We start from the raw sequence: 14,058 nt of genomic DNA, 5'->3' as shown, positions 1-14,058 counted from the left end.
GACGCTGCCACGCGTGCGCGCCTTCTGTCGGTCCATCCCTGATCCGATCGTGCCCACGAAGCACGTTTATTCCTGTTGACGGAGACACTCTTATGCCGCAAAGCAAAACCGCAAACCGCCAGATCATCCTGACGTCGCGCCCGGTCGGCGCGCCGACGCCGGGCAACTTCCGCTCCGAGTCCGGTAGCGTGCCGACGCCCGGCGCCGGCCAGGTGCTGCTGCGCACGGTCTGGTTGTCGCTCGACCCGTACATGCGCGGCCGGATGAGCGACGCGCCGTCCTATGCCGCGCCGGTCGAACTCGGCGACGTGATGGTCGGCGGCACGGTCAGCCGCGTCGTGTCGTCGAACCTGCCCGCGTTTCGCGAAGGCGATCTCGTCGTTGCCGGCGCCGGCTGGCAGGACTATGCGCTGTCCGACGGCCGCGACCTGATTCCGCTCGGCCGCGATTTCGCGCATCCGTCCTACGCGCTCGGCGTGCTCGGCATGCCGGGCTTCACCGCGTACACCGGGCTGCTGAAGATCGGCGAACCGAAGGCCGGCGAAACCGTCGTCGTCGCGGCAGCCAGCGGCGCGGTCGGCTCGGTCGTCGGCCAGATCGCGAAGCTGAAGGGCTGCCGCGTGATCGGCGTCGCGGGCGGCGCCGACAAGTGCGCGTACGTGACCGACACGCTCGGCTTCGACGAGTGCGTCGACCACCGCGATCCGGCGTTTGCCGCGAAGCTGAAGGACGCCTGTCCGAACGGCATCGACGTCTATTTCGAGAACGTCGGCGGGGCCGTGTTCGACGCAGTGTGGCCGCTGCTCAACGATCACGCGCGCGTGCCGGTGTGCGGCATCATTGCGCATTACAACGACGCGGCATACGACGACACCGCGGTGTCGTCCGGCCGTGATCGCGTGCCGGCGCTGATGGGTGCGATCCTGCGCAAGCGCATCCGCGTGCAGGGTTTCATTATCCTCGATCACTATGCGACCGGCTATGCGCCGTTCCTGAAGGAGATGAGCGAATGGGTCGCGCAGGGCAAGGTGAAGACGCGGGAAGATGTCGTCCCCGACCTCGCCGACGCACCGGAAGCGTTGATCGGCCTGCTGGCCGGCAAGAATTTCGGCAAGGTCGTCGTGCGCGTGGGCCCGGACGAACTGGCCTGATGCTGCGGCACGGCAACACAAACACACCGAGGTTGCACGCTGGCGTCACGCGACGCCGGCTTGTGGCATGCTCGATTCCGTTTCGAAAGGAGTGACAAGATGGCGCTTCACGTGATTGCTTCGCTGTTCGTGAAACCCGAACACGCTCAGGCCGCCGAGGCCGAACTGCGCAGCCTGGTCGTCAAGACGCGCACCGAACCGGGCAACCGGCGCTACGACCTGTTCCGCGAGCAAGACGGCTCGCCGAACCTGCACCTGTACGAAATCTACGACGACCAGGCCGCATTCGACGCGCACCTCGCCAGCCCGTATTTCGGCGAATTCCGCACGAAGTCGGCCGACTGGTTCACGGCACCGCCGGTCATCAAGGTGCTGTCGGGCATCGACGTGGCCGAGTAACGACGCAGGACCACCGCCGCGGCTCGTCCCTCCCGGGCCGCGCGGCATCCGTTGCGCACCCGTGACGGCAATGACAACGACGACCCCGCGCGGCGCGCCATGCGCGCCGCTTCCCCAATACAACGGCCCCGGAGGCTGAATGGTCACCCTCAACATCAACGGCGAAACCCGCACGGTCGACGCCCCCGACGACATGCCCTTGCTCTGGGTGCTGCGCGACGTCGTGGGCCTCACCGGCACGAAGTTCGGCTGCGGGATCGCGCAATGCGGCGCGTGCACCGTGCATCTCGACGGCGTCGCCGCGCGCTCCTGCGTGCTGCCGGTCGCGGCCGTCGCGGGCCGCAGGATCACGACGATCGAAGCCGTCGGCGCCACGCCGGCCGGCCACAAGGTCCAGCAGGCATGGCGCGAGCTCGACGTCGTCCAGTGCGGCTACTGCCAGTCGGGGCAGGTGATGGCGGCCACCGCGCTGATTGCATCGAACCCGAACCCGAGCGACGCCGACATCGACGCGGCGATGGCCGGCAACATCTGCCGCTGCGGCACGTACAACCGGATTCGCGCGGCGGTCAAGCAGGCCGCGAAGGGGGTTTGACATGTCGCGAGGACTGATCGAAGCAGGCAAGGCCGCCGGACAAGCGGCAGGCGCCGGCGTGTCGCGCCGCGGGTTTCTCAAACTCGGCATGTCGCTCGGCGCGGCGGCGGGCGGCGGCTTGCTGCTCGGCTTCAGCCTGCCGGCGGCGGGCGACGACACGCGCCGTTCGGTGATCGGCGGCGACGGCGATGAAACCGCGCGTGCGGGCGTGTTCGCGCCGAACGCGTTCGTGCAGATCGACCGCGGCGGCAAGGTCACGCTGGTGATGCCGAAGGTCGAGATGGGACAGGGCGTCTATACGGCGCTGCCGATGCTGATCGCCGAGGAACTCGAAGTGCCGCTGTCGAGCGTGACGCTCGATCATGCGCCGCCGAACGAGAAACTGTTCCTCGATCCGCTGCTCGGCGGCCAGCTCACCGGTGGCTCGACGTCGGTGCGCTACGCATGGGAACCGCTGCGCCGCGCGGGCGCAACGGCGCGCACGCTGCTGGTCGCGGCGGCCGCGAAGCAATGGAATGTCGATCCGGCATCGTGCCGCGCCGCGAACGGCGAAGTGCAGCATCCGCCGAGCGGCCGGCGCGCGTCGTATGGCCAGTTGGCCGACGCCGCGGCGAAGCTGCCGGTGCCGAAGGATGTCGTGCTGAAGAAGCCGGAGGATTTCAAGCTGATCGGCACGCCCGCGAAGCGGCTCGATTCGCCGGAGAAGGTCGACGGCACCGCGCAGTTCGGGCTCGACGTGCGCCTGCCGGGCATGCTGTACGCGGTAATCGTGAACAGCCCGGTGTTCGGCGGCACGGTTGCGAGCGTCGACGACACGGCCGCGAAGAAAATTCCGGGCGTGCGCCAGGTCGTGCGCGCGGACAACGCGGTCGCGGTGGTCGGCGATCACACGTGGGCCGCGAAGCGCGGCGCGTCGGCGCTCGTCGTGAAGTGGAACGAAGGCGCGGACGCGAAGGTGTCGACGAAGGACATCGTCGCCGATCTCGCGCAGGCCGCCACGAACGGCAAGGGCGCGGTCGCGCGCAAGGACGGCGACGTCGGCAAGGCGTTCGCGAACGCGAAGACGCGCATCGACGCCGTCTACGAGCAGCCGTTCCTTGCGCACGCAACGATGGAGCCCGTGAACTGTACGGTGCACGTGCGCGGCGACGGCTGCGAGATCTGGGTCGGCACGCAGGTGCCGACGCGCGCGGTCGACACCGTGCAGCGGCTCACGAGCTTTCCGCCGGACAAGATCGTCGTGCACAACCACCTGCTCGGCGGCGGCTTCGGCCGGCGCCTCGAGACGGACATGATCGGCCAGGCGGTGAAGATCGCCAAACAGGTCGGCGCGCCCGTGAAGGTCATCTGGACGCGCGAGGAGGACATCCAGCACGACATGTACCGGCCGTACTACTACGACCGGATCTCGGCCGGCCTCGACGCGAACGGCAAGCCGGTCGCGTGGCAGCACCGGATCGTCGGTTCGTCGATCCTCGCGCGCTTCGCGCCGCCCGCGTTCAAGAACGGCGTCGATCCCGACGCGGTGGAGGTCGCAACCGACCTGCCGTACGACCTGCCGAACCAGTTGATCGACTACGTGCGGCAGGAGCCGCGCCACGTGCCGACCGCGTTCTGGCGCGGCGTCGGGCCGACGCGCAGCACCTTCGTCGTCGAGAGCTTCATCGACGAGCTGGCCGCGCAGGCCAAGACCGACCCCGTGCAATACCGCCGCTCACTGCTCGGCAAGACGCCGCGCGCGCTCAACGTGCTCGACGTCGCGACGAAGGCAGCCGGCTGGGGGCCGTCGCTGCCGAAGGGGCAAGGGCGCGGCGTGTCGGTGATGCACGCGTTCGGCAGCTTCTTCTCGATCGTCATCGACGTCGCGGTGGACGACGGCGAGGTGCAGGTCAAGCGCGTCGTGTGCGCGGTGGACTGCGGGATGTTCGTCAACCCGAACACGATCGAGGCGCAGGTGCAGGGCGGCATCATCTTCGGGATCACGGGCGCGCTGTACGGCGAGATCACGATCGAGGACGGCCGCGTCGTGCAGAGCAACTTCACCGACTACCGGATGATGCGAATCAACGAGACACCGCCGATCGAAGTCCATCTGGTGAAAAGCGGCGAAGCGCCGGGCGGGATCGGCGAACCGGGCACGGCCGCGACCGCGGCGGCGCTGTCGAACGCGATCTTCGCGGCAACCGGCAAGCGGCTGCGCAAGCTGCCGGTCGGCAACCAGCTGAAGACGGCCTGAGGAGAGGAGACGAACATGCGAAACCTCACCCTGAACACGCTCGGCGCATCGCTGCTCGCACTGTCCGCGCTGCTGGCCGGCACGGCCGCGCACGCCGCGCAAACGGCACCGGCCGACAGCGCGCTCGTCGCGCGCGGCGCGTATCTCGCGAAAGCCGGCGACTGCGTCGCGTGCCACACCGCGCCGCGCGGCACGCCGTTCGCGGGCGGCCTGAAGATGGTCACGCCGATGGGCGCGATCTACACGACCAACATCACGCCCGATCCGGACACGGGCATCGGCGGGTACACGGAAGCCGAATTCGCGAGCGCGCTGCGCCGGGGCGTCGCGAAGGACGGCCATCGTCTGTATCCGGCGATGCCGTATCCGTCGTACGCGAAGCTGAAGGACGACGACGTGAAGGCGCTGTACGCGTACTTCATGCACGGCGTCGAACCGGTGAAGCAGGCGAACCGGGCGGCCGACATCCCGTGGCCGCTCAATATGCGCTGGCCGCTCGCGTTGTGGAACGCGGTGTTCCTCGACACGACGCCGTATGCCGACAAGCCCGGAAAGGATGCGACGTGGAACCGCGGCGCGTATCTCGTGCAGGGGCTCGGGCACTGCGGGTCGTGCCACACACCGCGCGGTGTCGGCTTCCAGGAGAAGGCGCTCGACGAAGGCGGCTCGGCGTTCCTGTCGGGCGCGGCGATCGACAACTGGTTCGCGTCGAACCTGACCGGCGAGCACAACACGGGGCTCGGCCGCTGGAACGAGGCCGACGTCGCGCAGTTCCTGAAGACCGGCGCGAACCGGCACGCGACCGCGTTCGGCTCGATGGTGAGCGTGATCAACCACAGCACGCAGGCGCTGAGCGACGACGATCTGGCAGCGATTTCCCGCTACCTGAAATCGCTGCCGGCCGCGGGCGGCACGGGCGCGCCGCCGTACAGCTACGATCCGAAGCCGACGCAGGTGGTGCTGGGCCGGCCGGCAGCCGACCCGGGCGCGAAGGTGTATAACGCTTACTGCCTGCATTGCCACGGCGTGGACGGGCGCGGTTACGCGCCGCTGCTCGCGCCGCTCGCCGGCAATCCGAACGTGCTCGAAACCGATGCATCGTCGCTGATCAACGTGACGCTGAACGGCAGCGACACGCTCGTGATCGACGGCGTGCCTTCCGCGTATCCGATGCCGGCGTTCTCGAACCAGTTGAACGACCGGCAGATCGCCGACGTGCTGACGTTCATGCGCGCCGGCTGGAACAACGGCGCGCCGGCCGTGCAGGCGGCGGACGTCGCGAAACTCCGCAAGGCGACGGCGGCCGCGCACTGAGCGCGGCCCATGCGGAACGACGGCAGGCCGGTGTGCCTGCCGTCTGCACCGCCGGGTGGTTGTCAGCCCCGGCGGCTTTGCTCTTTCTGTCAACCGGCGCGCGGCCGCTCGCGGCAGCGCGCGTTTTATCGACGCAATGTAGGGGTGTCTGGATGGCTAACGTGACTTATACGGATACGCAACTGCTGATCGACGGCGAGTGGGTTGACGCCGCGAGCGGCAAGACGATCGACGTCGTGAACCCGGCGACCGGCAACACAATCGGCAAGGTGGCCCACGCGGGCATCGCCGACCTCGACCGCGCGCTCGCCGCCGCGCAGCGCGGCTTCGAAACGTGGCGCAAGGTGCCCGCGCACGAACGCGCGGCGACGATGCGCAAGGCGGCCGCGCTGGTGCGCGAGCGCGCCGACGCGATCGCTCAGTTGATGACGCAGGAACAGGGCAAGCCGCTCACCGAGGCACGCGTCGAAGTGCTGTCGGCGGCCGACATCATCGAATGGTTCGCGGACGAAGGCCGCCGCGTGTACGGCCGGATCGTGCCGCCGCGCAATCTCGGCGCGCAGCAGATGGTCGTGAAGGAGCCGGTCGGCCCGGTCGCCGCGTTCACGCCGTGGAATTTCCCGGTCAACCAGGTCGTGCGCAAGCTGAGCGCCGCGCTCGCGACCGGCTGCTCGTTCCTCGTGAAGGCGCCGGAGGAAACCCCCGCATCGCCGGCCGCGCTGCTGCGCGCGTTCGTCGACGCAGGCGTGCCGGCCGGCGTGATCGGCCTCGTGTACGGCGATCCGGCCGAAATCTCGTCGTACCTGATCCCGCACCCGGTGATCCGCAAGGTCACGTTCACGGGTTCGACGCCGGTCGGCAAGCAGCTCGCCGCGCTGGCGGGCCAGCATATGAAGCGCGCGACGATGGAGCTGGGCGGGCACGCGCCGGTGATCGTCGCCGAGGACGCCGACGTCGCGCTCGCGGTGAAGGCCGCCGGCGGCGCGAAGTTCCGCAACGCGGGGCAGGTCTGCATTTCGCCGACGCGCTTCCTCGTGCATAACAGCATCCGCGACGAATTCACGCGCGCGCTGGTCAAGCATGCCGAAGGGCTGAAGATTGGCAACGGCCTCGAGGAAGGCACGACGCTCGGCGCGCTCGCGAACCCGCGCCGGCTGACCGCGATGGCGTCGGTGGTCGAGAACGCGCGCAAGGTCGGCGCGAGCATCGAGACGGGCGGCGAGCGGATCGGCTCGGCAGGCAACTTCTTCGCACCGACCGTGATCGCGAACGTGCCGCTCGAAGCGGACGTGTTCAACAACGAGCCGTTCGGCCCGGTCGCGGCGATTCGCGGCTTCGACAAGCTCGAGGATGCGATCGCGGAAGCGAACCGTCTGCCGTTCGGGCTGGCCGGCTACGCGTTCACGCGTTCGTTCGCGAACGTGCACCTGCTTACGCAGCGTCTCGAAGTGGGGATGCTGTGGATCAACCAGCCGGCGACGCCGTGGCCGGAAATGCCGTTCGGCGGCGTGAAGGACTCGGGCTACGGGTCGGAAGGCGGGCCGGAAGCGCTCGAGCCGTACCTCGTAACGAAGTCGGTGACGGTGATGGCGGTTTGACAACAGGTTGAGCGTAGTGAGGCCGCCGCTTCCACGTATGGGGCGGCGGCGTTTTCTTGGCGCGTTGCCGACGGCGAACCTCAGCGGGCCGGCAGAATGCCTTCAAAGACGCCTTTCACTGCCTTCTGCTGGTCGGGGTTCAGATTTCCGTAGGTTAGCGGAACCCTGCCGCATTCGGCGACCTTCGCGCTTGCGACCTTTCCTTTCGCGACTGCCCATTCGGCCGACAGATTGCCTTCGAATATCATGCCGAAGTCGCTATTGGCACCTGCCGCCTGGCCCCAGCCGTCCACCATCATGGTTTCCTGCGCTCCGCCCCACGCGATCGGGTGCTTGCCGTTCTGCGACTCACCGCGGTTCTGGCAGGACTCGGCATTCGGCACGCAGTGGCCCCCGATGATTTGCGCCGGCGTGGCCTTCTTCACGTCGGCAAGGTCCATCAACATGTAGTTCTCGAGGTTGACCAGATAGTCGCGATTGCTTTCGGCGATCAGGATCGCCGCCATCGCGTTGCCGAGCGCCTGATCGTTCGCGTCGGTTCCACTCAGGCCGCCCGAGTAGACCGTCTTCATCGCGTTGAGCAGGTCCGCCGGCTTCCTGTCTTTGGTGGCCTTGGCAAACATCGTCGGGTAGTCGCTGGCGAAACACGTGCTCGGGTTCCCGTTCGCGCGTCCCCAGAAGTGAATGTAGTTCGAGTATTGCCCGCCTCCACACTGGCGATAATAAATGGCCTGGTTCATCGAGAAGAACTGACTCTGGTTTCCGGCTCCCGCGCATTGATACGCCGCGAGACGCAGGAACTTCAACGGGCTCACGACATTGCCGAAGTAGTTGCGGGTGCCGGGACCGTCCGCAGGAAGGTGATCGTTCGCCCCGTCGCAACGTTTCGGGTCGGGCGGGGGCTTTACCGGCGTCAACGGCGTACCCTCGATGGAGGCGGTGACTCGCGCGTTCGCGACCTTGAGCGCGGCTTCGCGCAACACCCCCGACGTCACGTAGAGCTGCGATCCGCGCATGTCGACGGCATAGCAGGCGCTCGCCCCCTGCGCCTGCGTGGCGAAAGAAAGTGCGGCGGCAAACGAACATGCGGCGATCCCCAGGGTGCCGCCGATAAAGTTACGATCGATATCCATGAACGGGCTCCAGTGATTTCGTGGATGGGAGAGGGCCCACGAGCGGGCATGCGTCAGCGATAAGCAGGCGCACGTAGACGGCCGGTGGGCCGAAAGCGCTGCCCGGCATCATGGGGTGAAGGACACAGGGGGAAGGGACGTTCGGGGCGAGCTGTTGTGACCTGCCCGGGAAGCGGAGAGGCGCTGTGCCGCTGTGCGTTAGTCACGCCCGAGCGGTATTACGGGCCGCCGGTCCATTGGCTATTCTCTAATCGATACGAGTATCGGGATTTCGCGGACGGCAAGGCGCGCGTAATGGAGAAATGACGATTGCGCCATAGGCTCTTCAACTGCCTCGCCCACAAAAATGCGGTCAGGTTCGTTCCTTTTTTTGTCGTGACGAGCGACGTCCGCGGTAAAGCGAACCCGGACTAGTCGAGTGACTGTCATTGCGGGGGGGCGGTCCATCGCCTATTCTCTGACCAGTACGAATATCAGGATTTCACGGACGGCAAAGGCGCCTGTAATAGAAGAACGGAAAATGCGCCATACGAAACGGGGATCATGCTGACAGAACTTGCAACAATCCCCGAGCGACGCCATTTGATTGAAACAGTCTGCCTGTGATTCTTGAATTGATCGATCAGCAAACGATCGATACAGCTTTCCGGCACCCAGGTCAAAACCTGGCACTTTCAACAAACAACGAAAAAGAGCAGCGGGACGCAGTTCAGGCATTAACCACCACTACGGAGATATCTTCATGGCCAACTCGATAGCGAATCAATTCGTCGATTGGGGTTCGGAATTTCACAATCCGCCGTGGCAAGCGAACGACAGCATCGCGATTGCCCCCGGCGTGACGACCGTATTCGATCTGCTGACGACCGACGGCGTGTCGCCCGCTCTCAACCCGCAATGGCAAGGTTCAGGCGCGAGCCTGTTCATTACGGCCTTGGGTGGAGTAGACGCCAACCAGGGCGGCAACGGCTACTGGTGGGTGTATTTCGTCAACGGCCAGATGCCCGACGTCTCATGTGCGGTCTACACGCTGCAACCCGGCGACAGCGTGGCCTGGGACTACAAGCACTACTCGAGCGGCTTGAAGCAGGCGGTTCATCCGCCGCTGGTTTGACGTTCGTCACGCGATCCATGCGACGCGGCCGGCATCGGCCCCTTCAATGCCGGCCGCTCCCCCGATAGCTTTCCACTTCCGCGTCGTACGCCGCCAGAAACGCCTTGCCGAACACCGACGCGAAATCGTCCTCGATCGCGAACACCGTATCGCGATGCGTCGCCGCGTAGCGATCCCACATCCGCGCCTTGTACAGCGCGGGCACGCGCTTCTCGTACCAGCGCATCGCATCGTCGCGTTCGCGCAGCCGTTGCGGCGAAAAACGCGTCAGCAGATCCATCAGCGCAGCGCGCATGCCGGCGACCATGCCGATCTGGTGCGCGTGCAGATCCTGGAACGCATCGCTGACCGCGCTCTGCGGCGACATGAAGCCCGGCAGCGGCAGCCCGAACATCTGCCGCAGCACCGCGCCGCCGTCCGGCAGCAGCTTCAGCGGATTGTTCTCGCGATCGAGCAGCATCGTCATGTGCGCCTTCACCTCGCGCTTCAGGATGCTGCGCGACGACAGCAGCTCGACCGTGCCGTTCGCGAACAGCGCCAGCAACTGGCCCGCGATGTAGAGCTGTTCGGCCGACCATTGATGCGATTCGGCGGCCGTATCGAGCCCCGCGCCTTCGAAGAACGCGTTCAGCAGTTCGTCGGGTGTCGGCGGCGCCGGTGCGCGCGCGGCATGCGGCGCCGGTTCGTCGGCCGGACGCACGTCGGCGCGCGCGGCTGCCGGCTGCACGCGCACGTGCTGCGTCCACTCGGGCGCGTGGTCCGCCTGCGTCGCGGACGACGCTTCTCGATCCGCATTGCCGCGCTCGGCCGGCGGCGCCGAGCCCGGCGTGCCGATATCGCCGGACGACTGCGCGAACAGGTCCAGCGGATCGGTCGATAGCTGATTCAGGTCGCGCTGCGACGGTGCGGATGGCACGGCGTGCTGCGCGGCACGGTTCGCCGGCTGCGCTGCGTCGGCGCGGGCAGGACCGCCCGGCCTGGCGCCGGTATCCGCCGCCTTGCCGCGCGGGGCGAGACGGTCCTGGAGCAGCCCCCACAGCCGGTTGCCGGCGCCTTTCGTGTCGTCGCGCGAAGGCGAGTGCGGGTGCAGAGGCTGCGCCGATTCGGCGGCCTCCGGCGCGCCGCGCCTGTCGACGTGCACGCCTGTATCGGGCGCCATGTCGATGACCGGCGCGTCGTCGCCATCGTCGCGTTCCGCCCTCAGCACGTACGGCCCGATGCGGATGATGTCGCCGGTATTGAGCGGGCGTTCCTGCGCATAGCCGACCGGCTCGCGATTCACCTCGATCGTCGACACGCTGCTCAGGTTCTTCAGCAGGCACGCGTCGTCGCCGACCTGCAGCAGCGCCTGCAGCCGCGAAATCTGCCGCGTGTCGTCGCGCAACACCAGATGGTTGTCGCTGGCCCGGCCGATGGTGCCGCCCGGCGGGTGAAACACGACGGCGTCGTAGGAGTCGTTTTCGACCGGTTCGCCGGCATGTTCGATCACGATCAGTTGCATGTCATACGTCGCTCGGTGGATGAAGCGCTCGCGTGGAAACCGGTTCGTTCAGGATGACGACGCATGTCTGCGGCGCGCGAACTCGAACGCGGGCCCCCAGACCGGATGCCCCTTCTCGGCGGCGGACAGGTCGAAGCGCGGGTTGAGGTCGAGAATCTTCGAGAACTCGGCGCGGCACTGCATGACGCGGTTCGTCACGCAATAACTGAACGCGAGGAGCTTGTGCGCGGCAACCTGCGTGTCGGTGTCGGCGCCGTCGATCTCCTTCGCGCGGCTCAGCAGCGCGATCGTGCGCCCGTAGTCGCCGGCGGCGTACGCGGCGCGCGCGCTGTCGACCGTCGCATGCGCGGCCGACCGGGTCGGGGACGTGCTGCACCCGCCGGCCCCCAGCAACAAGGCGCCGAGGAAAATAACGAGCAATGAACGGCCTTTCATTTTTGAAATGAAAATTCGGCGTAATTGGAAGGTGGCGCACAAGCGCTGTTGGATTCTAGTGCCAATCATCGGCATCGATGCCGCTGTTACGTTTTGTTTCAACTGGACGATCCGATTCCATTTTAATCTGAAAATAGACTACGAATTTCATCACTTGTTAATCTGGGAAAACGACCTATAGTTCGCTGTGTTTTTCGGATTCGTCAGTTGTTTTGTCAGCGCTCGGCAATGCACAAAAAACCGGACCGTCCGTTCGGGCGGCACGAACAGCCTGGCACACCATCAGCGTCGCGAGCATCCCTTGCCCGGCGGCCGGCTGGCTTGCGCCCCACGCCCATCCGACAGGTGTCCATGCAATAGAACCGGGCCGCCACGGCGAACCGGCCGGGTAAGTTTTTTCGATTAATAACCAATATCGATTCAATTGCCTTTCATCTCGATAATTCAACTTTCATAAACCCAGGATGACTTGCCCCGGTTTTTGCGATAAAAATTTTCCGGAAAAAATTTCAGCGGAAGGATATGCCAACCACACAATTACCGGTCAATTAATTGTCCCTTTTTTAATCCGGTCAATCGGTTTCGAACTCGGAAACCGGGGGATGGCTATTGGGTGGCGAGGGTGGAATATGCAATGGCGGTCGAGCAGTTTCATCGTATGGGGATGCGTGTTGCTGTTTCCGGGGTGCGGCGCGACGGAGCACGCGGCCGCGGTGCCGTATGCGATCACGGTCGACGTTGCGCCGGACGTCAACCCTGACATGAATCGCAAGCCTTCGCCGATCGTGCTGAAGGTGTTCCAGCTTCGAGCGGCGTCGGCGTTCGACAGCGCGGATTTCTTCTCGCTGCAGGACAAGCCCGGGAACGTGCTCGGCGCGGATCTGCTCGGCACCGACCGCGTGATCCTGCGGCCGGGCGAATCGCGCACGCTGCATTACCGCGGCAACGTCGAGGCCGGCGCGATCGGCGTCGTCGCCGAATACCGGATGCTCGAAAAGAACCGCTGGCGGCTGACGGTGCCGCTGCCGCGCGCGAAGCAGCTCAACCTCTACAAGTTCTGGCAGACGTCGCCGGGCGAGCTGAAGCTGTCGATCGCGGTCCGGAACGGCGGCATCGCACTGAACGACGCGCAGGGGCGCCCATGACCGAACCGACGATGTCCGCGACGCCGGTCGCGGCCCTCCGCCAGCGCGTGGTGTGGACCGAGGGGATGTTCCTGCGGCCGCAGCATTTCCAGCAGCTCGAACGGCACTGGGAACGCTACGTCGCGCTGCGCTGCCTGCCGCTGCAGGGGTTCTACTGGGGCTTCGATGCGCTGGAAATCGATCGCGAGCAGCTCGCGCTCGGCAAGGTCGCGCTGCGAGCCGCGTCGGGCGTGATGCGCGACGGTACGCCGTTCGACCTGTCCCATCCGGACGATCTCCCCGAACCGCTCGACGTGCCGGCCGACGCGAAGGACCAGCTCGTCGTGCTCGCGCTGCCGCTGTGGCGCGGTGGCGGCGAGGAGGTGTCGTTCGGTGCAGGTGCAGTCGTAGGCGTAGGAGCAAGCGCCGGAAACGTCGCGAACAACGCGAACGGCGGCAACGGCGCAAACGGCAACGCCGACGTCGCACGCTACGTCGTGCGCGAATACGAAGTGGCCGACGCGAACGCGGTCGCGCTCGGCCCCGCGCTGCTGCAGACGGGGCGCCTGAACGTGCGGCTGATGCTCGAAGCCGAGCTGACCGGCGACTGGCATGCGCTCGGCGTCGCACGGATCGTCGAGCGGCGCACCGACGCGCGGCTGCTCGTCGACGACGGCTACATTCCGCCGCGGCTCGTCGCACAGCGCGATGCGGTGTTGCTGGCGTATGCGCGCGAGCTGCACGGGCTGCTCACGCAGCGCAGCGAGGCGCTCGCGGAACGGCTGTCGGAGCCGGGGCGCGGCGGCGTGTCGGAAGTCGCGGACTTCCTGCTGCTGCAACTCGTGAATCGTTATCTCGCGCTGACCTGGCATGCGCAGCAGCACGTGTCGACGCATCCGGAAGCGCTGTTCTGCGACTGGCTGAAGCTCGCATGCGACCTGAGCACGTTCACGGCGGCCGGCCGCCGCCCGCAGTCGCTCGCGGTCTACGTGCACGACGACCTGCGCACGAGCTTCGCGGAACTGATGACGGAACTGCGCCGGTCGCTGTCGACGGTGCTCGAACAGAACGCGATCCAGATCGAGCTGCGTGACGCGGGCAACGGCATCCGCGTCGCGACGCTGGCCGATCCGGCGCTGCGCGACACGGCCGGCTTCGTGCTCGCGGTGCGCGCGGACGTGCCGGCCGACAGCCTGCGCGCGCGCTTTCCCGCGCAGGCGAAGCTCGGGCCGGTCGAGCGGATCCGCGATCTGGTGCAGTTGCAACTGCCGGGCATCACGATGCGCCAGTTGCCGGTCGCGCCGCGGCAGATCCCGTATCACGCGGGTCATACGTACTTCGAGATCGACAAGGGCAGCGACCTGTGGAAGCAACTGGCGCGCTCCGGCGGTCTCGCATTTCATTTCGCCGGCGAATTCCCTGGGCTCTCGATGGAGTTCTGGGCGATCCGCGGGTGAG

Annotated in this window: 12 protein-coding genes; 9 read left to right on the top strand and 3 right to left on the bottom strand. The window is 66.6% G+C overall.

Annotated elements, in window-relative coordinates; genetic code table 11:
* Positions 1-92: 92 nt before the first annotated feature.
* From BT264_RS04860 to BT264_RS04835, 6 genes are all read left to right on the top strand, one after another.
* Complete coding sequence (locus BT264_RS04860; protein ID WP_072436799.1) at positions 93-1,151, top strand: NADP-dependent oxidoreductase; 1,059 nt, start codon at positions 93-95, stop codon at positions 1,149-1,151.
* A gap of 99 nt (positions 1,152-1,250) precedes the next feature.
* Entirely contained in the window at positions 1,251-1,550 is a 300-nt protein-coding gene (locus BT264_RS04855) for a putative quinol monooxygenase (RefSeq protein WP_072436800.1), read from the top strand.
* Positions 1,551-1,689: 139 nt separating this feature from the next.
* Positions 1,690-2,145 carry a (2Fe-2S)-binding protein gene (locus BT264_RS04850; protein ID WP_072436801.1) on the top strand — a complete coding sequence of 152 codons (456 nt, stop codon included), beginning with the start codon at positions 1,690-1,692 and terminating at the stop codon, positions 2,143-2,145.
* Position 2,146: 1 nt separating this feature from the next.
* The gene (locus BT264_RS04845; RefSeq protein WP_072436802.1) at positions 2,147-4,381 is read left to right on the top strand and encodes a xanthine dehydrogenase family protein molybdopterin-binding subunit; all 2,235 of its coding nucleotides are present in this window, start codon (positions 2,147-2,149) and stop codon (positions 4,379-4,381) included.
* A 15-nt stretch (positions 4,382-4,396) separates the two neighbouring features.
* Positions 4,397-5,695 (top strand): c-type cytochrome, encoded by a 1,299-nt coding sequence (locus BT264_RS04840; RefSeq protein ID WP_072436803.1) that lies wholly within the window; start codon positions 4,397-4,399, stop codon positions 5,693-5,695.
* Between the two features lie 152 nt (positions 5,696-5,847).
* Positions 5,848-7,293 (top strand): NAD-dependent succinate-semialdehyde dehydrogenase, encoded by a 1,446-nt coding sequence (locus tag BT264_RS04835; RefSeq protein ID WP_072436804.1) that lies wholly within the window; start codon positions 5,848-5,850, stop codon positions 7,291-7,293.
* Between the two features lie 80 nt (positions 7,294-7,373).
* Here BT264_RS04835 and BT264_RS04830 read toward each other — a convergent pair whose 3' ends face one another.
* Positions 7,374-8,426: a hypothetical protein gene (locus BT264_RS04830; RefSeq protein WP_072436805.1), complete on the bottom strand. Its 1,053-nt coding sequence runs from the start codon at positions 8,424-8,426 to the stop codon at positions 7,374-7,376.
* Positions 8,427-9,168: 742 nt separating this feature from the next.
* On the opposite strand from BT264_RS04830, the gene BT264_RS04825 reads away from it, so the two are divergent.
* Positions 9,169-9,540 (top strand): DUF4430 domain-containing protein, encoded by a 372-nt coding sequence (locus tag BT264_RS04825; RefSeq protein ID WP_072436806.1) that lies wholly within the window; start codon positions 9,169-9,171, stop codon positions 9,538-9,540.
* A gap of 43 nt (positions 9,541-9,583) precedes the next feature.
* On the opposite strand, the gene tagH is transcribed toward BT264_RS04825, so the two are convergent.
* Positions 9,584-11,041 (bottom strand): type VI secretion system-associated FHA domain protein TagH, encoded by a 1,458-nt coding sequence (gene tagH, locus BT264_RS04820; protein ID WP_072436807.1) that lies wholly within the window; start codon positions 11,039-11,041, stop codon positions 9,584-9,586.
* A 48-nt stretch (positions 11,042-11,089) separates the two neighbouring features.
* Positions 11,090-11,476: a TssQ family T6SS-associated lipoprotein gene (locus BT264_RS04815; RefSeq protein ID WP_072436808.1), complete on the bottom strand. Its 387-nt coding sequence runs from the start codon at positions 11,474-11,476 to the stop codon at positions 11,090-11,092.
* Positions 11,477-12,105: 629 nt separating this feature from the next.
* On the opposite strand from BT264_RS04815, the gene tssJ reads away from it, so the two are divergent.
* Positions 12,106-12,621, top strand: a complete 516-nt coding sequence (gene tssJ / locus BT264_RS04810) for a type VI secretion system lipoprotein TssJ (protein WP_034179516.1) — start codon at positions 12,106-12,108, stop codon at positions 12,619-12,621.
* A complete protein-coding gene (gene tssK, locus BT264_RS04805; protein ID WP_072436809.1) occupies positions 12,618-14,057 on the top strand; it encodes a type VI secretion system baseplate subunit TssK in 1,440 nt (479 codons plus the stop codon). Before tssJ ends, tssK begins: the two co-directional genes overlap by 4 nt.
* Position 14,058: the final 1 nt, after the last annotated feature.

It is taken from the genome of Burkholderia sp. NFPP32, from assembly GCF_900119325.1.
Lineage (GTDB): Bacteria > Pseudomonadota > Gammaproteobacteria > Burkholderiales > Burkholderiaceae > Burkholderia > Burkholderia pyrrocinia_C.
The sequence above is the reverse complement of the archived record's forward strand: the minus strand, read 5'-3'. Positions and strand labels throughout refer to the sequence as shown.

Coding starts and splice junctions, on each gene's coding strand:
- tssK (WP_072436809.1), top strand. CDS start 12,618: ATGACCGAACCGACGATGTCCGCGACGCCGGTCGCGGCCCTCCGCCAG.
- BT264_RS04825 (WP_072436806.1), top strand. CDS start 9,169: ATGGCCAACTCGATAGCGAATCAATTCGTCGATTGGGGTTCGGAATTT.
- BT264_RS04815 (WP_072436808.1), bottom strand. CDS start 11,476: ATGAAAGGCCGTTCATTGCTCGTTATTTTCCTCGGCGCCTTGTTGCTG.
- BT264_RS04840 (WP_072436803.1), top strand. CDS start 4,397: ATGCGAAACCTCACCCTGAACACGCTCGGCGCATCGCTGCTCGCACTG.
- BT264_RS04835 (WP_072436804.1), top strand. CDS start 5,848: ATGGCTAACGTGACTTATACGGATACGCAACTGCTGATCGACGGCGAG.
- BT264_RS04860 (WP_072436799.1), top strand. CDS start 93: ATGCCGCAAAGCAAAACCGCAAACCGCCAGATCATCCTGACGTCGCGC.
- BT264_RS04845 (WP_072436802.1), top strand. CDS start 2,147: ATGTCGCGAGGACTGATCGAAGCAGGCAAGGCCGCCGGACAAGCGGCA.
- BT264_RS04850 (WP_072436801.1), top strand. CDS start 1,690: ATGGTCACCCTCAACATCAACGGCGAAACCCGCACGGTCGACGCCCCC.
- tssJ (WP_034179516.1), top strand. CDS start 12,106: ATGCAATGGCGGTCGAGCAGTTTCATCGTATGGGGATGCGTGTTGCTG.
- tagH (WP_072436807.1), bottom strand. CDS start 11,041: ATGCAACTGATCGTGATCGAACATGCCGGCGAACCGGTCGAAAACGAC.
- BT264_RS04855 (WP_072436800.1), top strand. CDS start 1,251: ATGGCGCTTCACGTGATTGCTTCGCTGTTCGTGAAACCCGAACACGCT.
- BT264_RS04830 (WP_072436805.1), bottom strand. CDS start 8,426: ATGGATATCGATCGTAACTTTATCGGCGGCACCCTGGGGATCGCCGCA.